The following is a 23,738-nucleotide window of genomic DNA, read 5'->3' as shown; positions in this document are numbered from 1 at the left end:
AATCCTTTCATGCAGGCGGTCCGACCACCGATCGTTCACGGCATGACGAAATCGCGCAAACGGGGCGTTTCCTTTTTGCGCGCGAATCCCTACATGCCGGGTCATCATGGCACGTCCGCAGCACAAGACATTCGACAAGCACAAGAGCGTCGCGGAAAACCGCAGGGCCCGCTTCGAGTACCACATCGAGGAAACCTTCGAGGCCGGCATCGCGCTGACCGGCACCGAGGTGAAATCGCTGCGGTTCGGCGAAGGCTCGATCGCGGAGGCCTACGCCGAGGTCAAGAACGGCGAATGCTGGCTGGTGAACTCCAACGTACCGGAATTCAGCCACGGCAACCGCTACAACCACGTGCCCAAGCGCCCGCGCAAGCTGCTGTTGCACGAGCGGGAAATCTCCCGCCTCCAGGGCTCGGTGGAACGCAAGGGCATGACCCTGGTGCCGCTCTCGATCTACTTCAACGGCCGGGGCCGCGCGAAAGTCGAACTGGCGCTGGCCAAGGGCAAGAACGCGGCGGACAAGCGCAGCACCATCAAGGAACGCGACTGGAAGCGGGAGCAGGGCCGCATCCTGCGCGAGCACAAGTGAGCGCGCTGCTGCACCGGCTGGGCGCCTGGCTGCACGGCCAGATGCCCACCCATGCGCAGCTTGAGGCGAATCGCTTCACGGCGCCCTTCACGCGCCGCCCCGAACTGTTCCGCTTCACCCGCCGCTCGGTGCCGCGCGGCGTGGCGGTCGGCATGTTCATCGGCATCTTCGCGCTGATTCCCGGCGTCCAGATCGTCGGCGCGGCGCTGATGTGCGTGCCGTTTCGCGGCAATATCCCGCTCGCCGCCGCGATCACTTTCATTTCCAACCCGGTGACGACGCTGCTCATCATCCTGCCGGTGGCGGTCGCGATCGGCAACAGCTTCGGCTACCACGCCGACATCGCCACCGTGGAGGCCATGGTGCGCGAAGGGGCGGGCCTGGCGCAGTGGCGAAACTGGCTGCTGTCCGACACCGCGCCTGCCGTCGTCATCGGCCTGTTCATCCAGTCGGTCGTCGCCGCTTTCGTCAGCTATTTCCTGACGATCTGGTTCTGGCGCTACTGGATCGGGCGCAAGCACCGCGCCCGCCGCCACCGCGCGGCGGCTGCTGCAGTGGCGGCGAAACCCGCCGATACGGAAGGAATTGCATGAAGGCAGGCCAGCGGGAGCGGGAAGCGGGCGAGGTCATGGCGACGGGTAAAATCGGCGGTCTTTCCGACACTGCCATCGTCGGCATCGCGCTGGTGCTCAGCGCCGGACTGGTCTGGCTGGTCAGCGGCGACGGACTGCTCACCGCCATCCTCACCGGCACGCTACTGGTCTTCGCGGGTATCGCCTGGATGGTCGCCAATCGCCGGACCGAGGCTGCCGACGTCGAATTCGCCCAGCCCGACTGGTCCGTTACCGTCGCGGCGATCGACCGCGCCGACAGCGCCATTGCCGTCACCGACCGCGCCGGGCGCCTCGCCTGCGCCAATGCCGGTTTCGAGCAGTGGTTCGGCACTGCCAGTCCGCCGCCGCGCCTGCCGGTGGGCGATGCCGCCACCGAGCGCCTTACAGAAGCCGTCCGCGCCGCCTGGCGCGACGGCCATGCCCGCACCGACTTGCGCACCGAAGGCGATATTCCGGCCGACTGGCGGGTGGAGATCCAGCGCTCGGGCCGGGGCGACGATTTTCTCGTCTGGCGCTTCCAGCCGGTCAGCTCGGTCGATCTCGTGGGCGAGATGGTCCGCCAGATCGACGGAAAACTGGGCAAGGGCCTTGCCCGCGCCGGTATCTCGGCGGCGGTGGTCGATCCCGACGGCATGATCCGCGCCGCCAGCGCCGGTTTCTCCCAGCGCGCGACGGGTGACGCCCTCGCCGATATGACCGGCCTCGATTTCGTCTCGCTCATCAGCCAGGAGGAAGGCGAGCGCATCGGCTGGGCGCGCGAAGCCGGACGCGGCGGGCCGCTCGTACTCTACCACGTCCCGATCGCCGATCCCGATGCGCCGGGCGAACCCGATCCCCATGTCACGCCCTCGCTGATGCTGGTGGTCGAGGCCGGGCAGGGCATCGGCGCAGGAGGAGGCGGCGGCACCGCCGCGCCGCATCTGGAGGCGCTGATCAGCCAGCTGCCGCTCGGCCTCGCCATGGCCGACCGCGACGGACGGCTGCTTTTCGCCAATCCCGCCTTCATGCGCGCCGCCGGGCAGGAGGGCCAGCACCCGCCGAGCTATCCCACCGACCTCGTCGTCCGCGACGACAAGCGCGCGCTGTCCGAGGCGATCCGCCGCTTCGCGCAAGGCCCCGCCGCGGCGGGCGACATCGCCGTGCGCCTGACCACCCAGCCCGACGATCCGGTTTCGCTCAGTCTTGCGGGCGTGCGCGGTCTCGGCGAGGCGGCGGTGCTGCTCGGCCTCACCGACACCTCGGAGGAAACCCGCCTCAAGCGCCAGGTCGCGCAGGCCACCAAGATGCAGGCAGTGGGCCAGCTCGCGGGCGGCGTCGCGCACGATTTCAACAATGTGCTGACCGCGATCCTCGGCACCTGCGACCTCATGCTGATGCGCCATACGCCCGGCGATTCGGACTATGACGACATCCAGCAGATCCGCGCCAACTCCAACCGCGCCGCCTCGCTGACCCGCCAGCTTCTGGCCTTCTCGCGTCAGCAGACCCTGCGCCCCGAAGTGCTCCAGCTGCCCGACGTGGTGGCGGACGTCTCGCAGATGCTGCGCCGCCTGATCGGCGAGAAGATCCAGCTCGTCGTCACCCACGACCGCGACCTCGGCCCGGTCCGCGCCGACCCGACCCAGCTGGAGCAGGTGATCGTCAACCTCGCGGTCAATGCGCGCGACGCGATGCAGATGAAGGGCGACGGCGCGGGCACGCTCACGCTCGCCACCTGCCGCATCAGCAATACCGACGTTCGGGCGATGCGCAGCGAGATCATCCCGGCGGGCGACTATACCGCGCTGATCGTCGAGGATACCGGCGGCGGCATCCCGCCCGAGCACCTCGGCAAGATCTTCGAGCCGTTCTTCACCACCAAGGAGCAGGGCAAGGGCACCGGCCTCGGCCTCTCGACCGTCTACGGCATCGTCAAGCAGTCGGGCGGCTTCATCTTCGCGGAAAGCGAGCCGGGCCGAGGCACGCGCTTCGTCGTCTACCTGCCGGTCCACCACGTCGCTCCCGGCACCGCGCCCGAACCCGCGCCGGTCGAGGAACCCGAGGCCGAACCCAGCCAGTGGGCGGGCGGCGGCGCGATCCTGCTGGTCGAGGACGAGGACCCGGTGCGCATCGTCGCCGAACGCGCGCTCACCCGGCAGGGCTATGTCGTGACTTGCGCGCGCGACGGCGAAGAGGGGCTGGAACTCGTGGAGGAGGGCGGCCGGTTCGACCTCGTGATCTCCGACGTGGTCATGCCCACGCTCGACGGCCCCGGCATGGCGCGCGAGATCCGCCGCATCGCCCCGGACCTGCCGGTGCTGTTCATGTCGGGCTATGCCGAGGAGCAGTTGCGCAAGGAAATCGGCATCGCCAATGCTTGGTTCATGCCCAAGCCGTTCTCCGTGCAGCAGCTCTCGGAAAAAGTCGGGGATGTTCTGGCCCGCACCGCAGGCGGCGTTAAAAATAGGAAATAAGCCATCGTTCCCCTCTTGTTCCATGAGAACAAAGTGGATACATAGCTTCCCACGACGTTGACCTTTCCGGTCAGGCCGGTAGCAAGGGGAAGTGACATGGCTGCTCAGCTCAAGCTGATCCAGGAAGGCAAGGAAAAGGACAACATGGACCGTCAGAAGGCGCTCGAAGCCGCGCTTGCGCAGATCGACAAGGCGTTCGGCAAGGGCTCCGCGATGAAGCTGGGTTCGAAGGAAGCGATGCAGGTCGAGGCGATCTCCACCGGCTCGCTCGGGCTCGACATCGCGCTGGGGGTCGGTGGCCTGCCGCGCGGCCGCGTGATCGAAGTCTACGGGCCGGAAAGCTCGGGCAAGACCACGCTCGCCCTCCACGTCATCGCCGAAGCCCAGAAGTCGGGCGGCACCGCCGCCTTCATCGACGCCGAACACGCGCTCGATCCGGTCTATGCCAAGAAGCTGGGCGTCAACATCGACGAATTGATCGTCTCGCAGCCCGACACCGGCGAACAGGCGCTGGAGATCACTGACACGCTGGTTCGCTCGAACGCGATCGACGTGCTGGTGGTCGACTCGGTGGCCGCACTGGTCCCCCGCGCCGAAATCGAGGGCGAGATGGGCGACAGCCACGTCGGTTTGCAGGCCCGCCTGATGAGCCAGTCGCTGCGCAAGCTGACCGGCTCGATCAGCCGCTCGCGCTGCATGGTGATCTTCATCAACCAGCTGCGCATGAAGATCGGCGTGATGTACGGCAACCCCGAGACGACCACGGGCGGCAATGCGCTCAAGTTCTACGCCTCGGTCCGCCTCGACATCCGCCGCACCGGCCAGATCAAGGACCGCGACGATATCGTCGGCAACGCCACCCGCGTGAAGGTCGTGAAGAACAAGGTCGCGCCGCCGTTCAAGCAGGTCGAATTCGACATCATGTACGGCGAGGGCATTTCCAAGATCGGCGAAATCCTCGACCTCGGCGTCAAGGCGGGCATCGTCGAGAAGTCGGGCGCCTGGTTCAGCTACGATTCGATCCGCATCGGTCAGGGCCGCGAAAACGCCAAGACCTATCTGAAGACCAACCCGGAAATCTGCGACCGCCTCGAAAAGGCGATCCGCGCCCAGACCGCCGGTCTGGCCGAGGAAATGATGGTCGGCCCTTCGGCGGAAGACGATATCGAATAAGTCCTGCGCGTACCCGCAGAACGAAGAAAACCCCGGCCCTGGTGCCGGGGTTTTTGTTTATGGGGTTTCAGGTGATCTCGTCATTGCTTCGCTAAGCTCGCAATGGCGAAGTGGTACAGCGGATGGGATGCGGAGTGCCGCATGGCCTCACCCCGTCGCCCCCGCGAAGGCGGGGGCCCCGCTTCCTTTCCAGCAGGAAAGCGGGGCTTCAGCCTCAGCCGTAACGCGAATGCACCAGCTTCTCCAGTACGGCGAGTGGCAGGGCGCCCTTCAGCAGCACCGAGTGGAACGCCTTGGGGTCCCACTTCGCCCCGGCCTTAGTGCGGGCCTCGTCGCGCAGTTTTACCCACATGGTATGGCCGATCTTGTAGCTGCAAGCCTGACCCGGCCAGACGGTGTAGCGATCGATCTCGCCCTGGCTGCGCCCGCGGGCGATGCCGGTGGTGGCGATCAGGTAGTCGGTCGCCTTCTCGCGGCTCCAGCGCTTGGCATGCATGCCCGAATCGACGACGAGGCGCGTCGCACGGAACAGCAGCGATTGCAGGTAACCGACCTGACCCAGCGGATCGCCTTCGTACATCCCCATCTCGTCGGCCAGCTGCTCCGAATAGAGCGCCCAGCCTTCGCTGTAGCCGCTGAAGCCGCCGCGGCGGCGGATCATCGGAATGTCCTGCGATTCGAGCGCCAGCATGACCTGAAGGTGATGCCCCGGCACCGCCTCATGATGCGTCAGCGTGGCAAGCCCGAACTTCGGCCGGTCGAAAGTATCGCGCAGATTGATGTAGTAGATCGCGGGTCGCGAACCGTCGAGCGAGGCATTCTGGTAATAGCCGCCCGGCGCACCGGCCTGGATCGCGGGCGGCACGCGGCGCACTTCCACCGGCGCCTTGGGCAGGGTGGCGAACTGCTCGGGCAGGCGGGCCTGCATCTTGACGATCTGCGCGTTGAGTTCGCCCAGCAGGGCCGCGCGGCCCTCGTCGGTGTTGGGGAAGAGCTGGTCCGGCCGCTCGTTGAGCGCGACGAGACGCTCGCCCACGGTGCCCTGACTCATGCCCTGCGTCTTGAGAATGCCGTCGATCCGCGCGCCGATTTCGGCCACCTGATCGAGACCCATGCGGTGGATTTCGTCGCCGCTGAGGCGCACCGTCGTCGCCGCTTCGGCGGCCGAAGCGTAATAGGCATCGCCGTCCGGCAGGCGCCATACGCCCGCTTCATGCGTGGCCTTGCCGCGCAGCTCGGTGACGAGCGTGCGCTGGCGGTCGAGCGCCGGGAATACCTTCTCGGCCACCAATTTGGCCGCCTCGTTTGCACGGTCCGCAGGCAGGCCCGCCTTGGCCAGCTTGGCGGCGAACCCGGTGACGAGGCCGGTCTCCGCCGCAGGTTTGTCGCGCAGCGCGGCGAACTGCTTCAGCGTGGTGTCGAGGACATAGTCCGGTGCGAAGACCCCGCGCGCGGCATCGGCGCGCTGGCGCTCGGTTTCCTGATCGAGAACCGTGGCGAAAGCGCCGAGGCGCGCCAGATAGGCATCGGCGTCGGCGGCCTCGTTCACCCGGTGCTGGGTGTCGAGGAAGTCCGGCACGTCCTGATAGGCGCCGGTCAGCTGGCTGATCAGGTAAGGCGCGAAGCGGCCGCCGCTGGAGCCGTAAGTGAAGGTTTCCTGCCCGGCGATCGAATGTTCGAGCTGGTAGGTGACGACATCGTAGTCGAGCGCGGCATCCTCACCCAGCCCGGCGCGACCGATCGCCTTGATCGAGGCCAGCTCCTTGCGCGAGCGGGCGAGGTCCTTCGCCACATCGGCGGCGCCGCGCCCCGAAAGCTGCGATTTCAGCGCGGCGTTCTTGCCGGTATCGAGGCCGAGCCGCGTCGCCCCTTCCGGGCTTTCGGTCAGGCGATCGTTAAAGATCGTGTCCAGCAGCGTGCGCAGTTTCCGGTCGGCGGGACTTGCCGAGGCGGCTGCGAAGACGGCGGACGGAAGCCCGGCGGCCAGCGCGGCTACGCTGGCCTGCCCCAGGAAAGAGCGGCGATCCATGAAATTTCCCCTTAAAACCTGTTCCGGTCCGTTGTGCGACCCTTAGGCTCGCAACCTAGTCGCCCTCGCAAGATAAATTCAATCCCGCTCCGACAGGGTGGCGTTAGCGCCACTCCGGACGAGATATCGCAATTCCCGAACAGTCTGACTGCTGCAACCCGCTTGCCGAGCCTGCGCGGCTGCATTATCGGCGCGTTCATGCACACGACCAACGAAATCCGCCGGTCCTTCCTCGACTATTTCGCCAGCAATGGTCACGAGGCCGTTCAGTCCGCGCCGCTCGTTCCTTACAACGACCCGACGCTGATGTTCGTGAATGCCGGCATGGTGCCGTTCAAGAACGTGTTCACGGGTCTTGAAACGCCCTTCGCGCCGCGCGCCACATCCTCGCAGAAGTGCGTCCGCGCCGGCGGCAAGCACAACGATCTCGACAACGTCGGCTATACCGCGCGCCACCACACGTTCTTCGAAATGCTCGGCAATTTCTCGTTCGGCGACTATTTCAAGGAACAGGCGATCACCCACGCCTGGACCCTGCTGACCAAGGAATGGGGCCTTCCGGTCGAGAAGCTGCTCGTCACCGTCTACCACACCGACGACGAAGCCTTCGATCTCTGGAAGAAGGTGGCGGGGCTGCCGGAATCGAAGATCATCCGCATTCCCACCAAGGACAACTTCTGGGCGATGGGCGACGAAGGCCCGTGCGGACCGTGCTCGGAAATCTTCTTCGACCATGGCGACCACATCTGGGGCGGCCCTCCGGGATCGCCCGAGGAAGACGGCGACCGCTTCATCGAGATCTGGAACCTCGTGTTCATGCAGTTCGAGCAGTCGGCGGGCGAAATCGTCGGTAACCTGCCGAAGCCCTCGATCGACACCGGCATGGGCCTCGAGCGCATCTCGGCGGTCATGCAGGGCGTGCACGACAACTACGACATCGACACTTTCAAGGCGCTGATCGCCGCGTCGGAAAGCCTGACCGGCGTTGCCGCGCAGGGTGAGCAGCGCGCCAGCCACCGCGTCATTGCCGACCACTTGCGCTCGACCAGCTTCCTCCTGGCCGACGGCGTGCTGCCCTCGAACGAGGGCCGCGGCTACGTGCTGCGCCGCATCATGCGCCGCGCCATGCGCCACGCCCACCTGCTCGGCGCGCGCGATCCGCTGATGCACCGTCTGGTGCCCGCGCTCGTGGCCGAAATGGGCCAGGCCTATCCGGAACTCGGCCGCGCTCAGCCGCTGATCGAGGAAACCCTGGAGCGCGAGGAAGTGCAGTTCCGCCGGACCCTCGCCAACGGCCTCAAGCTGCTTGACGAAGCGACCGGCGAGATGGGTGAGGGCGGCGAACTCCCCGGCGAGACCGCGTTCAAGCTCTACGACACTTACGGTTTCCCTTACGACCTCACCGAAGACGCGCTGCGTTCGCGCGGCATCGCCGTTGACCGCGCCGGTTTCGATGCCGCCATGGCGCAGCAGAAGGCTGCCGCCCGCGCCGCGTGGAAGGGCTCTGGTCAGGCCGCCGATAGCGAAGTCTGGTTCGACATCGCCGAGCGCGAAGGCGCCAGCGAGTTCACCGGCTATGCCTCGACCACCGGCGAAGGCCAGGTCGTGGCGCTGGTCAAGGACGGCAAGGAAGTCCAGTCGGCCACCGCAGGCGAAGCGGTCGTGGTGCTGACCAACCAGACGCCGTTCTACGGCGAATCGGGCGGCCAGGAAGGCGATCGCGGCACGATCCTTGGCGCGAACGGGTTGAAGATCGTCGTGATCGACACCGCCAAGCCGCTTGGCCGTCTCCATGCCATGAGCGGCACGGTAGAGGCGGGCACGATCAAGGTGGGCGATGCCGTCAACCTCAAGGTCGATGCCGAGCGCCGCGATGCGGTGCGCGCCAACCACTCGGCCACGCACTTGCTCCATGCCGCGCTGCGTGGCCGCCTGGGCGATCACGTCACCCAGAAGGGCTCGCTGGTCGCCGCCGAGCGCCTGCGTTTCGACTTCTCGCACCCCAAGGCGCTCGAAGCCGAGGACATCGCGGCGATCGAAGCCGAAGTGAACGCGGAAATCCGCGCCAACGATCCGGTGCTCACCCGCCTGATGACGCCCGACGACGCCATCGAAGCAGGCGCGATGGCGCTGTTCGGCGAGAAGTACGGCGATGAAGTGCGCGTGCTCTCGATGGGCCGCAGCGCCAAGACCGAAGCGGGCGAGCGCAACTACTCGGTCGAGCTGTGCGGCGGCACCCACGTGCGCGCCACCGGCGACATCGGCGTGTTCCGCATCGTTTCGGAATCTGCGGTCTCCTCGGGCGTGCGCCGCATCGAGGCGCTGACCGGCGAAGGCGCGCGCCAGTGGCTGGTGGCCCGCGAGGAAGCGTTGAAGGGCGCCGCCAGCGCGCTGCGCACGACGCCGGAAGATGTCGAGGCCCGCGTCACCGCGCTGCTCGACGAGCGCCGCAAGCTGGAACGCGAACTGGCCGAAGCCAAGAAGGCGCTGGCCCTTGGCGGCGGCTCGGGCAAGGCCGAAGCGGCCGATGAGGAAGTGAACGGCGTCAAGTTCTCGGGCCAGGTCCTCGACGGCCTCGATCCCAAGGAACTGCGCGGGCTGCTCGATCAGGCCAAGCAGCGCATGGGTTCGGGCGTCGCCGCGATCGTCGCCGTGAACGAGGGCAAGGCGAGCATCGCCGCCGCCGTTACCGAAGACCTCACCGGCACGATCAGCGCCGTCGATCTCGTCCGCAAGGGCGTCGAGACGCTGGGCGGCAAGGGCGGCGGCGGCCGCGCCGACATGGCGCAGGGCGGCGGTCCCGACGGCGACAAGGCGGCGGATGCCATCGCTGCGGTCAAGGCAGTGCTCGCAGGCTGATCCCGGACGGGCCGGGGCCTCGCCGATGTTCTCTATCGCCGAGATCGTCACGGCCATTGCCGAGGAAATGCGCGAAGTCGGCAGCCGGGGGACGGTTGCCGACTATATCCCGCCGCTCGCCGCCGTGCCGCTCGACAAGTTCGGCATGGCGGTGGTCATGGCGGACGGTGAGGTTCATGTCGCGGGTGATGCGGACGAGGCTTTCTCGATCCAGTCGATCTCCAAGGTCTTCGCGCTGACCTTGGCACTCGGCGCGGTGGGCGACCAGCTCTGGGAGCGGGTGGGGCGCGAGCCTTCGGGAAGCGCATTCAACTCGATCGTCCAACTGGAGACCGAGCACGGCATTCCCCGCAACCCCTTCATCAATGCCGGGGCCATCGTCGTCACTGACGTGCTACTCGGCCGCCTGCAACCGCGCGAGGCGATCGGGCAGATGCTGCGCTTCGTGCGCGAACTGGCGGGCGACGACAGCATCGCCATCGACGAGACGGTCGCCGCCGCCGAACGCGAGACGGGTTTCCGCAACCGCGCGCTGGCCAATTACATGCGTGCTTTCGGCACCGTCCACGGCGATGTCGAACTGGTGCTGGGCACTTATTTCCACTTCTGCGCGCTCGCCATGAGCTGCCGTCAACTGGCGCTCGCGGGGCGCTACCTGATGGACGGCGGGCGTTCCGACGGCCACCGCGTCATCAGCGAGAAGCGCGCGCGGCGCATCAATGCGCTGATGATGTCCTGTGGTCACTACGACAATTCCGGCGACTTCGCCTATCGCATCGGCCTGCCCGGAAAGTCGGGCGTGGGCGGCGGCATCCTCGCGGTGGCGCCGGGGATCGCCAGCGTGGCGGTCTGGTCGCCCGGTCTCAACGAAAGCGGTAATTCGCAGCTCGGCCAGATGGCGCTGGAGCGGCTCGTCCAGCGCACCGGATGGTCGGTGTTCGAGCCGCGCGCGATTTAACTTCGTCTTTCAACAGCGCTCACAATACTGCTCTCAACTCCGCTCAGGCTGAGCTTGTCGAAGCCCCCTGCGGCGTGGCGCTATGCCTCCCATCCTTCGACAAGCTCAGGATGAGCGGGGAGGGGGACGCCAAGCATTGGGAAGGCTCTGTCCTAGACCTTCTCGGGCTGGCGCAATTGCCCCGACTTGAGCGCGGGTTTCTGCGAGAGGCCGCCCTGCTGCATGATCTGCTCGCGGAATTCGTCACGCTTTTCGTGAATCGAGGCGATCACCGGACCCATCGCCACGCCGATTTCGACCAGCGCCGCTTCGGAGAGCTGGAGCGAGCTTTCCAGCGTCTCCGGCACCGAATGCGTGGCCCCGGCGCGGTAGAGCACGGCGGCGTGCTCGGCGTCGCGGGCGCGGGCGATGATCGGCAGGTCGGGGAAGTCGGCGCGCAGCTTGCGGACGATGCGCTGGGCGGTGACCGGCTCGTCCATCGTCAGGATCACCGCCGCCGCGCTCGCCGCGCCGAAGCGCAGCATCGCATCGCCGCGTCCGGCATCACCGAAGGCCACCGTGTAGCCGTGGCGCCGTCCCTCGGTGACGAGGTCGGTGTTGCTGTCCACCGCGAGATAGGGGCGGCCGTGGCGCGCCAGCATGTCGGCAACCAGCCGCCCGACGCGGCCGAAGCCGACGATCAGCACGCGCGGCTTGTCCGGCGCCTCGGCGGGCTGGTGCGGCGCCTCCACGCTGTCCACCTGCCGGGCGAGGACTTTGCCGATCATCGACAGCAGCGGCGTGACCGTCAGGCCAAGGGCGGTGACGATCTGCCAGAACATCGCCGTGCCGGGCTGGATCAGCTGCGCGGCGCCGGCGGCGCTCAGCACGATCAGCGTGGTCTCCGAAGGGCTGGACATGAGGATGCCGGTCTCGGTCGCGGTGCCGCGCCGGGCGCCCATCATGCGCAGCAGCAGGCCGGTGACGGTGGACTTCAGCAGCACCACGCCGACCGTCGCGATCAGGATCGAGGCGAGGTTCTCCCACACGACGCGCAGGTCAATGCTCATGCCGATGGTGATCAGGAACACCCCGAGGGCGAGGCCCTTGAACGGCTCGATGATCTGCTCGACTTCGGTGTGGTATTCGGTCTCGGCGATCAGCAGGCCCGCGACGAGCGCGCCGACGATCGGCGAGAGGCCGGTGGCGCCGGTCGCCAGCGAGGCGAGGATCACCACCAGCAGGCTGGCGGCGAGGAACAGTTCCGGGCTCTTGGTGCGCGCGGCCTGGGCGAAGAGCGGCGGCAGCAGGTAGCGGCCCAGCACCAGCAGCGCGGTGACGACCAAGGTGCCCCAGACCAGCGTATGGATCAGTCCGTCCACACCCGCGCCCTTGGCATGGGGGGCGAGCGCGCCGAGCAGGAAGATGATCGGCACCAGCGCGATATCCTCGAACAGCAGCATCGCCAGCGCGGCCCGGCCGACCGGGGTGGTCGTGTCGGTCATCTTCAGGACCAGCGCGGTCGAGGACAGCGCGAGCGCGAGGCCGAGCGCCATGGCGCCGGAAAAGCCCTGTCCGATCGCCGCGAAGAAGAAGGTGAGGGCGCTGCCGGTCAGGATCAGTTCCAGCGATCCCAGTCCGAACACGAATCTGCGCATCGCCCACAATCGCCCGAACGAGAGTTCGAGGCCGATCGAAAACAGCAGCAGGATGATGCCGAATTCGGCGAATATCTCCAGCCCGTCGGGGTCGGTGATCGTCACCCAGGACAGCCACGGGGTGTCGAACACCAGTCTGCCGAGGCCGAACGGGCCGACCAGCAGGCCGACGAGGATGAAGCCGATCACCGGAGTGATGCGGAATCGGTTGAACACGGGAATCACGATGCCCGCCGCGCCGAGGATCACGAGCGCGTCGGAGAGGACCGGAGAAGAGAGTGCGTTGCTGCCTGCCATTGTCTTTCGACTATGGCAGCCGCGACGCGACAGACAATGGCAAAGCGGCCCTGTTCACGGGTATTTCTGCGTTTGCAGAGGAGCGCGCGCTCTTGCTGTCCACGCTAAAGTGTATCCACTCGCAACTTCACTTGGCGTTCAGCAAACCGCTGGCTATAGACCGGCCCCATGTTCGAACGCTCGCGCTTCAAGATCGCCCTCGCCGCCGCCGCTACCGGGGCGCTCGTATTGACTGCCGGATGTGCCGGGCGTGGAGGCGGCAACAAGGATACCGCCTATGTCGCGCGCGACGTGGACACGCTCTATGCCGCTGCCCAGCAGCGCCTGAACCTGGGACGCACCCGCCAGGCCGCCGCGCTGTTCGACGAAGTCGAGCGCCAGCATCCCTATTCGCCCTGGGCCCGCCGCGCCCAGCTGATGAGCGCCTTCAGCTACTATGCCGCGCGTGACTACACCAAGTCGATCCAGTCGGCGCAGCGCTTCCTGTCGATCCATCCGGGCAACAAGGACGCGCCTTACGCCTACTACCTGATCGCCATCTGCTACTACGAGCAGATCAGCGACGTCACTCGCGACCAGAAGACCACCGAGCAGGCCAAGCAGGCGCTTACCGACGTGATGCGCCGCTATCCGGGCACGGCTTATGCCTCGGATGCCAAGCTCAAGATCGACCTCGTGAACGATCACCTCGCGGGCAAGGAAATGACCATCGGTCGCGGCTATGAAGCCAGCGGCAAGTGGCTGGCCGCCACGCTGCGCTTCCGCAACGTGGTGGACAATTTCCAGACCACCAGCCACGCCCCCGAAGCGCTGTTCCGCCTCGTCGAAGGCTACCTCGCACTCGGCGTTCCCGACGAGGCGCAGAAGGCCGCCGCCGTGCTGGAGCACAACTATCCCAACAGCAAGTGGTACGACCGCGCCTACAAGCTGATGGGCAAGTACGCGCCGAAGAACGTCACGGCCTGAGGGTTGTTTGGAAAATGCCCATACGGGCATTTTCTTGGCGGCACCGGCCCCATTTGATCTCGGGCGCCCCCACCCGACCTCCCAACGATAGTACCCTATGGGGAGGTCGGGTGGGGGCGCCTGAAGGAGATTGGGGCCGGTGCCGCCAAAATTCGCGTGCCGCGAATTTTCAAACAGGCGTGACGCGCGGATATTCTTTCGCTAGAACGGAACGCGAACATGCTGAACCGCCTCTCCATCCGCAATATCGTGCTGATCGAAGCGCTCGACCTCGATTTTGCAAGAGGGTTGGGCGTTCTCACCGGTGAGACCGGCGCGGGCAAGTCGATCCTGCTCGACGCCTTGGGCCTCGTCATCGGCAACCGCGCCGACAGCGGCCTCGTCCGCGCCGGAGAAGCCCGCGCCACCGTCACCGCCAGCTTCGAGTTCCCGCAGCTTCCGGCCACGCTCCGCGCCGTGCTCGACGATGCCGAGCTGGAGATCGAGCCGGGCGAGCCGCTGATCCTCAAGCGCCAGCTCAAGGCCGACGGCGGCAGCCGCGCGTTCCTCAACGACCAGCCGGTCGGCGTCGCCCTGCTACGCGAGATCGCCCCCGCGCTCGTCGAGATCCACGGCCAGCACGACGACCGCGGCCTCGTCAATTCCAAGGGCCACCGCGCCCTGCTCGACCGTTTCGCCGGGGGCGATGTCGCGGGCGTGGAAGCGGCATGGAAGGCCTGGCGCACGGCGCAGACCGCGCTTGATACTGCCCGCGCGCAAGTCGCCAAGGCGGCCGAGGACCAGGACCTGCTGCTGGCGCATCTCGCCGAACTCGATGCCCTGGCCCCGCTGGAAGGCGAGGAAGAGGAACTCGCCCAGGCCCGCGCCGGTATGCAGAAGGGCGAGAAGCTCTCGGACGATCTCGTCGCGCTCCAGCACCTCTGGACCGGCTCCGATTCGGCACTGGCCACCTTGCGCGGCGCCTCGCGCCGTCTCGACCGCATCGCCGGGGAGCACCCGCTGCTGGCCGAGGCGCTCGAAGCGCTCGACCGCGCCGTGATCGAGGCGAGCGAGGCGGAAGACCGGCTCGACCGTGCCGCCGAGGCGCTGGCCTTCGATCCCGACGAACTCGACCGCATCGAGACCCGCCTGTTCGACCTGCGCGCCGCGGCCCGCAAGCAGGGCTGCCAGGTCGATGACCTGCCCGAAAAGATGCGCGAGATGCGCAGCGCGCTCGATGCCATCGAAGGCGGCGAGGAACACGTCGCCGGCCTCGAACGCACTGCCCAGAAGGCCGCGCTCGCCTACCGCGAGCAGGCCGAGGCGCTGCACGATATCCGCCGCTCTGCCGCCAAGCGGCTCGACAAGGCGGTCGCCGCCGAACTCGCGCCGCTCAAGCTCGATGCCGCGCGGTTCCAGACGTCGGTGATCCGCCTGCCTGAGGAGCGCTGGAACGCGCAGGGCATGGATGCGGTCGAATTCCTCATCAGCACCAACCCCGGCGCCGACTTCGCCCCCCTGGCCAAGATCGCCTCGGGCGGCGAACTCTCGCGCTTCATCCTCGCGCTCAAGGTGGCGCTGGCGGAAGAAGGCGGCGCGGCGACCGTGATTTTCGACGAGATCGACCGCGGCGTCGGCGGCGCGGTGGCCAGCGCCATCGGTGAACGCCTGGCGCGGCTCGCTTCGGATGGGCAGCTGCTCGCCGTCACCCACAGCCCGCAAGTCGCGGCGCGCGGGCGGCGGCACTACATGATTGCCAAGTCGAGCGAAGGCACCGTCACGCGCACTTCCGTGGCGCTGCTTGATGACGGCGAGCGTAAGGAAGAGATCGCGCGGATGCTCTCCGGGGCCGAGGTTACGGCTGAGGCTCGGGCGCAGGCGGATCGGTTGTTGGAAGTTTAAGAGAAGATTCCGGGGGATGATCCCCCGGACCCTCAGAATGGCGACCTTGCGTGCCACCTATCCGGAGTGCGCTCCTACTTTGTCTTCCGGCGAGAGGTTGCGCTATCGGATAGGTGGCCGCGTAAATGCGAAAGCAGCGCTGGTCCGATCAAGCGAACAAACTACACCATCCACCCCCGTCGTCCCCGCGAAGGCGGGGACCCCGCTTGTTCTTGTTCCTGAGTGCAAACAAGGCTTGCACACCCCGCTCAAGGCCGCATCACCACATGGCCGAACGGCAACCCGCCGAGAATGAACTCATAAGCCTCGGCAGCCTCGCAAAGCGCGAATTCGTGCTCGATGGGAAGCTGGATCGCGCCGTGCCCGACCAGATCGAGCAGGCGCGCGACTTCGGCGTGGGTGCCGCGGTCGTGCATCGGTGCGGCGGGGCCGATGGTGAAGCGGGTGATGCGCGGGGCATTCGCGCCCTCCCGCCCATAGACGGGCGGCGATATCTCGCCCGCTACCGAGATCGACGCATAGCAACCGCCGGGTTTCACCAGCCGGACCAGTTCGGCGAAGCGCTCTCCGGCGCTGACGTCGAACACGATATCCACGCCCCGGCCCCCGGTCAGTTCGAGGCAGCCGGCCATCACGTCGTCGCTGGCGCGCGAGAAGAGGTGATGCAGCCCGAGCCGGGCCAGTCGAGGGTGTCGCCCCGAATCGCGTGTCACGCCGATGACGGTGGCACCGGCCTGCGCCGCGAGTTGCGCGGCGGCGATGCCCAGGCTGCTGCTGGCATGGTTGATGAGCACGGTTTCCCCGGCACGCAGTCGGCCGCGCGTGAACAGCGTCCCGTGTGCCGCCGCCAGCGTATAGGGGGCCGCCGCGCCGGTACCGGAGTCCAGGCCCTCCGGCAGCAGCCATGTCGAGGCTTCCGGCGCGGCGAAAAGCTCGGCGTGGCTGCCGCAGCCGTTATAGGCGACGACCCGGTCACCAGGGCGGAACCGGGTGACGTCCCGCCCTATCGCGACGACGGTGCCGCTGGCCTGGCAACCGAGGACGCTGCGAGCGGGCACTTCGGCTAATCCTGAGCGGTAGAGTGCCAGTTTCACGAGGTCTACGGCTTCGATCGAGACCAGTTCCACCCGGATCAGCACCATGGCCGCACCCGGTTCCGGGTCGGGTGCTTCACCGAACGTGAGCATGGAGCCTTCCGCGAATCCGGAGCAAAATACAGCCTGCAAGCGATTCCCAACGTCGTCAGTTCAAATTCGAAACCTTGGACAACTCTGTATAAAATCGTTTGCACGTCAAGCCTGTCGCATCCTTGCTGCGTCCCGTTACGGAGCATGCTTCTCGAAGTTGGGATGCAGGACGATCGAGGCGGTCCCTTCCGCCGTGACCGGCAGGTAGAGTCCCTGGCCGCTCGCCTGGATGCGGCCGGTCTGAGCGCGGCGGACCTGCGCGCGGATCAGGAAGGCGCCCTCGCGCTTGTCGTCGATGGCACGGGCGATCTTGCCGAGCAGGTCCTGGTAGTCGTTCTCGAAATTCTGCCCGAGCGCGCTGGCGAGCGTGCTCGCGAGACCCGGCGTATTGGCAAAGCCGATCAGCAGGTCGCCGCCCACCGCGTCGGTCGTGCCGCTGACGTGGAAGTCCGCGAAGTCGACCTTCCGCGAGTTTTCGGCATTCACCGGCATGGCGGTTATCCAGACCGTGCCGTGCGCGGGCTTGACCCGCCCGGCCTTGTCGCGGGCGGTGAACGTTACGCCCACGGCGATGCGTCCGCCGGTGGTGCCGTAGATCGTCGCTTTCCTGAAATCCGCCATGATCGGTCCGAAGTGCGGCACTTCGAAAGGCCGCGCAGCCCGCTTGCGCAGCGCGCGCATCAGCACCGGCTCCAACTGGCGATAGTCGGCGACGACCGGGATGAAGAAGGCGAGCTTGCCCGCTTCCTGTTCGAGCGGACGGACCGGCGGCAGCGGCTTGACTTTGGGATCGGCGGGACGCTCGCCGATGAAGGTTTCGGTCACGGCCTTCAACCCGAGGCGCAGCAGCAGGCGATTGCCCTGAAGTTCGTAGCCCCCGTACTGGAGTTCCTCGGGCGTCACCCGCATCCAGACCGGCGGGTTCTGTGCGTTGAGTTCCAGCGAGGTGAAGGCCGAAGCCCAGGCCTTCTCGATCTGCGGGCGCAGTTCCAGTCGGGCGAGATGGCCGGGCAAGGTGCGCTCCAGCCGGGCGATCACTGGTTTCAGCTTCTCGTCGGCCTTGTCGGTGAAATCGATGCGCTGGCCGAGGAAATCGAGATGCGGCGTGTTCGTCCAGTCGTAGCGGATGTCCACGGTGCCGCGCGGGGTCCAGTCCGAGCCGAGCGTCAGGCGGATCGCGGCATGGGCCAGAGCATCGGCAGTGGCAGTCTCGCGCTTGAGCACGCCGCCGATGTCCTCGGCCCGGACTACGGCGTGGAGCGGCATGGTCAGCACGATGTCGCGGCCCTTGCCTTGGAAGCGCAGGGGGCCGCGCGTCACTTCGCCGACGACGCGGCATTTCAGCGTCGGGGTCTTGAGCTTGACGAAGGCGACCTTCACCTTCTTCGAGGCGACGCAGGTGGTCTCGGGCCGGTCGATCGACCAGAGCTTGCGTGGGATTTCCTGTTCCAGCGCGGCGGCGAGGCCGCTGACATCGGCGTGGAGCGGCACCGTTATCAGCGAGGCGCGCGGTTCCACGGCGATGGTGTCATTGGAGCGGGGCGGCGGTTCGTGGACGGCGTGGCGCTTGCAGCCGGTTATCGACAGGGCGAGGCAGAGCAGCAGTCCCGCTGCCGTCGCACTTCGAACGCGCCCAGTCCTCATCCTGAGAATGTCCTCATGCCGTGAATGCCCCGGATATGGCCCCTTGAGCGAGGAACAATACCTGAGGCTGGCCCCGGTTCCCAGCCTCGGCTTACGGGGTGAAGCGCAAGTAGGCGGCGAGGCGCGTGCCGGTGTCGCGGTCCACGTAGCGACCGGGTGCGAGGTCGTCGCCGATCGAGGTGCCGGTGAAGCGCAGGCCCAGCGCGAGACGGTCCATCTGGTGCTCCACGCCAAGGTAATAGTCCCAGTAGCTGCCGTCCGGCCGCAGGCGCCGCACGCGCTCGGCGGCGAGCGCGCTGTCGCGGGCGGAGCCGGTGCTGTAGCCGCCGCCGCCGTAGAGGGTCAGCGCGGTGCCGGGAATGCCCACGGTCGCCTTGCCTTCCAGATAGAGGTCGCTGCCGCCGATCGCCTTCTGCGAGGGGGCGTAGCTGGCGCCGAACGACAGCTGGGCGGGGCCGATGGCATAGGCGAGGGTGGAGTTCAGCTCGCCATAACTCAGGCCCGAGCCGCCGACGAAGACATGCCCGGTCGCGCCCGCCGAAAGCGTCCAGCCGCCGGTGGAGAGCAGCGAAACTTCGGGCGCGACGGAAAGGCCGAGGTCGGCGCCGCCGTGCCGGGCGCTATCCCGCAGGCTGGCGGCACCGAGATCGATCGAGATGCTTTGCGAGACGGGCAGGGTGGCGTCGAGCGAAAGGGCCGGGTTGCCGTCCGACCAGCTCAGCCCGCGCTCGCGCAAGTCCGTAGTCGCTTCGACCGATAGGCTGGGGGAGGCGGACTGCGCAAGGACGGCTGCGGGCGCGGCGAAGGCGGCGGCCGAGAGGGCCGCCGGAATCAGGAAACGGTTCATTTGCAGGCGTGTAGCCGGTTTTCAGTTCACTGCGAAATCGCGGGCGGCATCGATTGCGGCCAGAGTGTCGTGGTGATCGGCCGAGGCGAGCTGGCGGACATGGGCGTCGATGGCGTCGGAGCGGGCCGCGACCAGCTTTGCTCCGTCCTCGCTACCCTTGCGGCAGTCGCCGGGGTGGTTCTGGGTGAAGCTGCGGGTACCGGGCAGGCGCGAGGCGATCGCGCGGCCGCCGCTTGCAGGCTGGATGCGGCGCTCGACGCTGACTTCGGCGCTCACGATGCAGCGGCGGGTGCTCGGGCGCGTTCCGGCTGACATGCCGACGGCCTTGGCATTGGCTTCGACATGGGTGACGTATTCCACCGCATAGCTGGCGCCGCGATGGTCGATCTGGACGCTGTGTGCCGGAGTGGGGGTAGGTGCGGCGAGGGCGGCTGCTGCGGCGGTCAGGGCAAGGAGGCTCACGTCTTACATCCTCTCGTTGTGCCTAAAATAAAGGCATCGTCTGCTCAATTGTTGTGCATGAGAGGTAGCAGCCGGATTTGTCCGGTTTGTTTCCAGCGGTTGAATTTGGCGGTCTTCGAGAGGCTCAATCGGTGGCGAAAAGCTGGCCGAGGTCGGCGAAGGCCTTCATCTCGATGGCATTGCCGGAAGGGTCGCGGAAGAACATCGTCGCCTGCTCGCCCGCCTGTCCGGCGAAGCGGATATAGGGTTCGATGCCGAACGCCGTTCCTGCCTCGCGCAGGCGGTCGGCGAGGGCCTGCCAGTCCTCCATCGCCAGCACGATCCCGAAATGCGGCACCGGCACGCCGTGGCCGTCGACCGGATTGGACCCGGCATCCCCGCGCGCCATGCCCGGCACGAGATGGGCGACGATCTGGTGGCCGTTAAAGTCGAAGTCGACCCAGGCCGCACTGCTGCGCCCCTCGCGGCATCCCATGACGCCGCCCCAGAACGCCCGCGCGGCGTCGAGATCGTGGACGGGAAAGGCGAGGTGGAACGGGCGCAGGGTCATGGGAGTGAGATAGCGGGGATGGCGAGGGGATGCCATGGATATCACCCGTCCGTCATCCTGAACTTGTTTCAGGATCCATCATTCCATTGGCGCTGGAGCGTCTAGAAGTAAGCTGAGGTTTCGGTTTTTCGATCTAGGTACAGAGCGGTCGGCATGATAGATCCTGAAACAAGTTCGGGATGACGGCAGGAATTACGGGTTTTTTGAAATAGGTCCGCAAGATAGCTGTGTTGCAAGCGCATCCCTGTCATCGAACAATTCCTCGGTCGCGAAGCCATTTCGAGACACAGCTAACGCCCGCGACAATCCCGATTATTCCCATCGCCACGGTCAAATTTACGAATACAGATTCTTCGCTTACGTGATCGGTCAACAAAGGCCCAGTGATCAACAGGCCAATGCATACGCCTAAGGAAAGCACCGCTATAAGTGCCCTTGCTGTCGTCGATATCTGCACGTTCCACGCCCAACGCAAAAAGCGCATTCTCAAACCCTCCGAAGTGCTGCAGCAAGTGCATTAGGCTGGGCGGATCAATCCTGTCGATGACCGCAATGTCGGCGAAAGAAGAAATAGAGATTCACACAGAGGCGCGGAGGCGCAAAGGTGTTGCGTAAGGGCGCCGCGCATTTTCTTCTTCGAACGCAGCGGAATTCGCGACGTTGAAAAGAAACGCGGCTTTGCCGCAAGCGCGACCTCTCTGCGCCTCCGTGTTTCTGCGTGAACCATTCTTCTTTCCTGCCGGTAACGACGACCGCCAACAGGCGTGCCGAAACGAAAAGACCGGCGATGCTTGCGCACCGCCGGTCTTTTCTTAACCCTTGAGGAAAGCCGCCGATCAGATGTGGATCGGCTTGCCCAGGACGGCCATGGCCGCTTCCTTGATCGCTTCCGAGTGGGTCGGGTGTGCGTGGCAGGTGTAGGCGATGTCTTCCGAGGTCGCGCCGAATTCCATGGCCTGCGCGGCCTGGCCGATCATCGTGCCCGCCACCGAGGCGATGCACCACACGCCGAGGACGCGGTCGGTCTCGGCATCGGCGATCACCTTCACGAAGCCATCCGGCTCGTGGTTGGTCTTGGCGCGCGAGTTGGCGAGCATCGGGAACTTGCCGACCTTGATGGCACCGCGTTCCTTGGCGGCTTCCTCGGTGAGGCCGACGCCCGCGAATTCCGGCTGGGTATAGACCACGCCCGGAATCACGTCATGGTTCACGATGCCGGTCAGGCCCGCGATGTTCTCGGCGACGGCGATGCCTTCGTCTTCGGCCTTGTGGGCGAGCATCGGGCCGGCGATCACGTCGCCGATGGCCCAGACGCCGTCCACCTTGGTGGCGAAGTCGTGGTCGGTCTCGATCTGCGCGCGGGCGTTCAGTTCGAGGCCGATGTTGCCAAGGCCAAGGCCTTCGGTGTTGGGACGGCGGCCAATCGAGACCAGCACGACGTCGGCTTCGATGACTTCCGCATCGCCGCCCTTGGCGGGTTCCACGGTGACCTTGGCGGTCTTGCCTTCGACGGTCACGCCGGTGACCTTGGTGCCGAGCTTCAGAATCATGCCCTGCTTCTTGAAGATCTTGCCGGCTTCACGGCGCACTTCGCCGTCCATGCCCGGCAGGAGCTGGTCGAGGAACTCGACGACGGTGACTTCCGCGCCGAGACGGCGCCAGACCGAACCGAGTTCGAGGCCGATCACGCCGCCGCCGATGACGACCATCTTCTTGGGAACGGCCTTCAGTTCGAGCGCGCCGGTCGAGTCCACGACCACGCCGCCCGCGTTGTCGATCTCGACGCCCGGAAGCGGCGTGACCGAGGAGCCGGTGGCGATCACGATGTTCTTGGCCGTCACGGTCTTGCCCGCAACTTCTACGCTGTGCGCGTCCTTGAACTGGGCATAGCCCTTCAGCCAGTCGATCTTGTTCTTCTTGAACAGGAATTCGATGCCGCCGGTCAGGCCCTTCACCGCGTCGAGGCGCTGGCCCTGCATGGTGTCGAGGTCCAGCTCGGGCGTGACCTTGATGCCCATCTTGGCCATCGAGCCGCCTTCCTTCGCCGCTTCGAAGTATTCCGAAGCGTGGAGCAGGGCCTTCGAGGGAATGCAGCCGACGTTGAGGCAGGTGCCGCCCAGCGTTTCGCGGCCTTCGGCGCAGGCGGTCTTCAGACCGAGCTGCGCGGCGCGGATCGCTGCGACATAGCCGCCGGGGCCGGCACCGATGACAAGGACGTCGTAATCGTAATCAGCCATGTTCAGGCCTCCGTACGCTCATGCTTCGCACTGGATCATGCACGAGCGGAAAATAGTTATTTTATTTCATGTGAAAACCCCGCCCGACCAGGATCGGGGCGGACGGGGTATTTCGGCTCAGAGGTCGATGAGGAGACGGGTGGGGTCCTCGATCGCTTCCTTGATGGTCTTGAGCGCGGTGACGGCTTCGCGGCCGTCGATGATGCGGTGGTCGTAAGACAGCGCGATGTACATCATCGGGCGGATCACGATCTCGCCGTTACGAACGACAGCGCGGTCCTCGATGCGGTGCAGGCCGAGCACGGCCGACTGCGGGGGGTTGATGATCGGGGTCGACATCAGACCGCCGAACACGCCGCCGTTCGAGATGGTGAAGGTGCCGCCGGTCATGTCGGCCATGGTCAGCGTGCCTTCCTTGGCCTTCTTGCCGAATTCGGCAATGGCCTTCTCGATGCCCGCGAAGCCCAGCTTGTCGCAGTCCTTGACGACCGGAACGACGAGGCCGTTCGGAGCCGAGACGGCGACCGAGATGTCGACGTAGTCGTGGTAGACGATCTCGTCACCGTCGATCTGCGCGTTGACGGCCGGGATGTCCTTGAGCGCGAGGACCGAAGCCTTGGCGAAGAACGACATGAAGCCGAGCTTGATGCCGTGCTTCTTCTGGAACACGTCCTTGTACTTCTCGCGCGCTTCGATGACGGCCGACATGTCGACGTCGTTGAAGGTGGTGAGAAGCGCGGCGTTGTCCTGCGCGGACTTCAGGCGCTTGGCGATGGTCTGGCGCAGGCGCGTCATCTTGACGCGTTCCTCGCTGCGGGCTGCGGGAGCAGCGGCAGCGGAGGCTGCGACAGGGGCCGAGGCGGGCTTGTTCTTGGCCGCTTCGAGGACGTCGTCCTTGGTGATGCGGCCGTCCTTGCCGGTGCCCTTGATGGTCGCCGGGTCGATGCCGTGTTCCAGGATCGCGCGGCGCACGGCCGGCGAGAGGACCGAGGAACCGGCCGAACCTTCGTCAGCGGCGGTGGCGCTGGCGGCCGGGGCCGGAGCGACGGCAGCAGCGGCCGGGGCAGGCGCGGCGGCGGCGGCAGGCGCCGGAGCCGCGGCACCGCCGGTGCCTTCTTCGATCGTGGCGATCAGGGCGCCGACGACGACGGTGTCGCCTTCCTTGGCGATCTGCTGGCCCATGACGCCCGCGTGGGGCGCCATGACGTCGATCGCGACCTTGTCGGTCTCGAGGCTGGCGATGGGCTCGTCAGCGGCAACGGCTTCGCCGGGCTGCTTCAGCCATTGGCCGATGGTGGCTTCGGCGACGGATTCCCCAAGGACGGGGACCTTGACTTCGGTGGTCATGATTTATC

Annotated in this window: 17 protein-coding genes; 8 read left to right on the top strand and 9 right to left on the bottom strand. The window is 66.5% G+C overall.

The window, feature by feature from the left end; all coding sequences use genetic code 11:
• Nucleotides 1–106: 106 nt before the first annotated feature.
• The 4 genes from smpB (at nucleotide 107) to recA (ending at nucleotide 4,829) form a co-directional block, all read left to right on the top strand.
• Complete coding sequence (gene smpB / locus ACZ1II_RS19310) at nucleotides 107–589, top strand: SsrA-binding protein SmpB (protein WP_465145204.1); 483 nt, start codon at nucleotides 107–109, stop codon at nucleotides 587–589.
• Nucleotides 586–1,182, top strand: a complete 597-nt coding sequence (locus ACZ1II_RS19305; RefSeq protein ID WP_465145203.1) for a DUF2062 domain-containing protein — start codon at nucleotides 586–588, stop codon at nucleotides 1,180–1,182. Before smpB ends, ACZ1II_RS19305 begins: the two co-directional genes overlap by 4 nt.
• A 35-nt stretch (nucleotides 1,183–1,217) precedes the next feature.
• The gene (locus ACZ1II_RS19300) at nucleotides 1,218–3,656 is read left to right on the top strand and encodes a hybrid sensor histidine kinase/response regulator (protein WP_465147340.1); all 2,439 of its coding nucleotides are present in this window, start codon (nucleotides 1,218–1,220) and stop codon (nucleotides 3,654–3,656) included.
• Between the two features lie 96 nt (nucleotides 3,657–3,752).
• Nucleotides 3,753–4,829, top strand: coding sequence for a recombinase RecA (recA, locus tag ACZ1II_RS19295; RefSeq protein WP_465145202.1), 1,077 nt, complete (start codon nucleotides 3,753–3,755; stop codon nucleotides 4,827–4,829).
• Between the two features lie 214 nt (nucleotides 4,830–5,043).
• On the opposite strand, the gene ACZ1II_RS19290 is transcribed toward recA, so the two are convergent.
• A complete protein-coding gene (locus tag ACZ1II_RS19290) occupies nucleotides 5,044–6,858 on the bottom strand; it encodes a DUF885 domain-containing protein (RefSeq protein WP_465145201.1) in 1,815 nt (604 codons plus the stop codon).
• 198 nt (nucleotides 6,859–7,056) lie between these two features.
• Here ACZ1II_RS19290 and alaS point away from each other — a divergent pair, with 198 nt between their 5' ends.
• Together alaS and ACZ1II_RS19280 are read left to right on the top strand one after the other, a co-directional pair.
• Nucleotides 7,057–9,717, top strand: a complete 2,661-nt coding sequence (gene alaS, locus ACZ1II_RS19285; RefSeq protein WP_465145200.1) for an alanine--tRNA ligase — start codon at nucleotides 7,057–7,059, stop codon at nucleotides 9,715–9,717.
• A 25-nt stretch (nucleotides 9,718–9,742) separates the two neighbouring features.
• Nucleotides 9,743–10,675: a glutaminase gene (locus ACZ1II_RS19280; protein ID WP_465145199.1), complete on the top strand. Its 933-nt coding sequence runs from the start codon at nucleotides 9,743–9,745 to the stop codon at nucleotides 10,673–10,675.
• Nucleotides 10,676–10,827: 152 nt separating this feature from the next.
• On the opposite strand, the gene ACZ1II_RS19275 is transcribed toward ACZ1II_RS19280, so the two are convergent.
• On the bottom strand, nucleotides 10,828–12,609 hold the full coding sequence (locus tag ACZ1II_RS19275; RefSeq protein WP_465145198.1) for a cation:proton antiporter domain-containing protein: 1,782 nt from the start codon (nucleotides 12,607–12,609) through the stop codon (nucleotides 10,828–10,830).
• 168 nt (nucleotides 12,610–12,777) lie between these two features.
• Here ACZ1II_RS19275 and ACZ1II_RS19270 point away from each other — a divergent pair, with 168 nt between their 5' ends.
• Together ACZ1II_RS19270 and recN are read left to right on the top strand one after the other, a co-directional pair.
• Complete coding sequence (locus tag ACZ1II_RS19270) at nucleotides 12,778–13,575, top strand: outer membrane protein assembly factor BamD (RefSeq protein WP_465145197.1); 798 nt, start codon at nucleotides 12,778–12,780, stop codon at nucleotides 13,573–13,575.
• Between the two features lie 219 nt (nucleotides 13,576–13,794).
• Nucleotides 13,795–15,456: a DNA repair protein RecN gene (gene recN, locus ACZ1II_RS19265; protein WP_465145196.1), complete on the top strand. Its 1,662-nt coding sequence runs from the start codon at nucleotides 13,795–13,797 to the stop codon at nucleotides 15,454–15,456.
• A gap of 248 nt (nucleotides 15,457–15,704) precedes the next feature.
• Here recN and ACZ1II_RS19260 read toward each other — a convergent pair whose 3' ends face one another.
• The 7 genes from ACZ1II_RS19260 to odhB all read right to left on the bottom strand — a co-directional run bounded on the left by ACZ1II_RS19260 (nucleotide 15,705) and on the right by odhB (nucleotide 23,730).
• Nucleotides 15,705–16,643, bottom strand: a complete 939-nt coding sequence (locus tag ACZ1II_RS19260) for a quinone oxidoreductase family protein (protein WP_465145195.1) — start codon at nucleotides 16,641–16,643, stop codon at nucleotides 15,705–15,707.
• A gap of 135 nt (nucleotides 16,644–16,778) precedes the next feature.
• Complete coding sequence (locus ACZ1II_RS19255) at nucleotides 16,779–18,287, bottom strand: DUF4403 family protein (RefSeq protein ID WP_465145194.1); 1,509 nt, start codon at nucleotides 18,285–18,287, stop codon at nucleotides 16,779–16,781.
• Between the two features lie 91 nt (nucleotides 18,288–18,378).
• Nucleotides 18,379–19,134 (bottom strand): TorF family putative porin, encoded by a 756-nt coding sequence (locus ACZ1II_RS19250; RefSeq protein WP_465145193.1) that lies wholly within the window; start codon nucleotides 19,132–19,134, stop codon nucleotides 18,379–18,381.
• 21 nt (nucleotides 19,135–19,155) lie between these two features.
• The gene (locus ACZ1II_RS19245) at nucleotides 19,156–19,596 is read right to left on the bottom strand and encodes a hypothetical protein (RefSeq protein WP_465145192.1); all 441 of its coding nucleotides are present in this window, start codon (nucleotides 19,594–19,596) and stop codon (nucleotides 19,156–19,158) included.
• A gap of 124 nt (nucleotides 19,597–19,720) precedes the next feature.
• On the bottom strand, nucleotides 19,721–20,146 hold the full coding sequence (locus ACZ1II_RS19240) for a VOC family protein (protein WP_465147339.1): 426 nt from the start codon (nucleotides 20,144–20,146) through the stop codon (nucleotides 19,721–19,723).
• An 836-nt stretch (nucleotides 20,147–20,982) separates the two neighbouring features.
• Complete coding sequence (gene lpdA / locus ACZ1II_RS19235; protein ID WP_465145191.1) at nucleotides 20,983–22,383, bottom strand: dihydrolipoyl dehydrogenase; 1,401 nt, start codon at nucleotides 22,381–22,383, stop codon at nucleotides 20,983–20,985.
• A 117-nt stretch (nucleotides 22,384–22,500) separates the two neighbouring features.
• Nucleotides 22,501–23,730: a 2-oxoglutarate dehydrogenase complex dihydrolipoyllysine-residue succinyltransferase gene (odhB, locus tag ACZ1II_RS19230; protein WP_465145190.1), complete on the bottom strand. Its 1,230-nt coding sequence runs from the start codon at nucleotides 23,728–23,730 to the stop codon at nucleotides 22,501–22,503.
• Nucleotides 23,731–23,738 lie beyond the last annotated feature (8 nt).

The sequence above is a fragment of the Novosphingobium sp. BL-S-20 genome (assembly GCF_055521635.1).
Note: the sequence above shows the minus strand (reverse complement) of the source record. Positions and strands in the feature narration are given on the sequence as shown.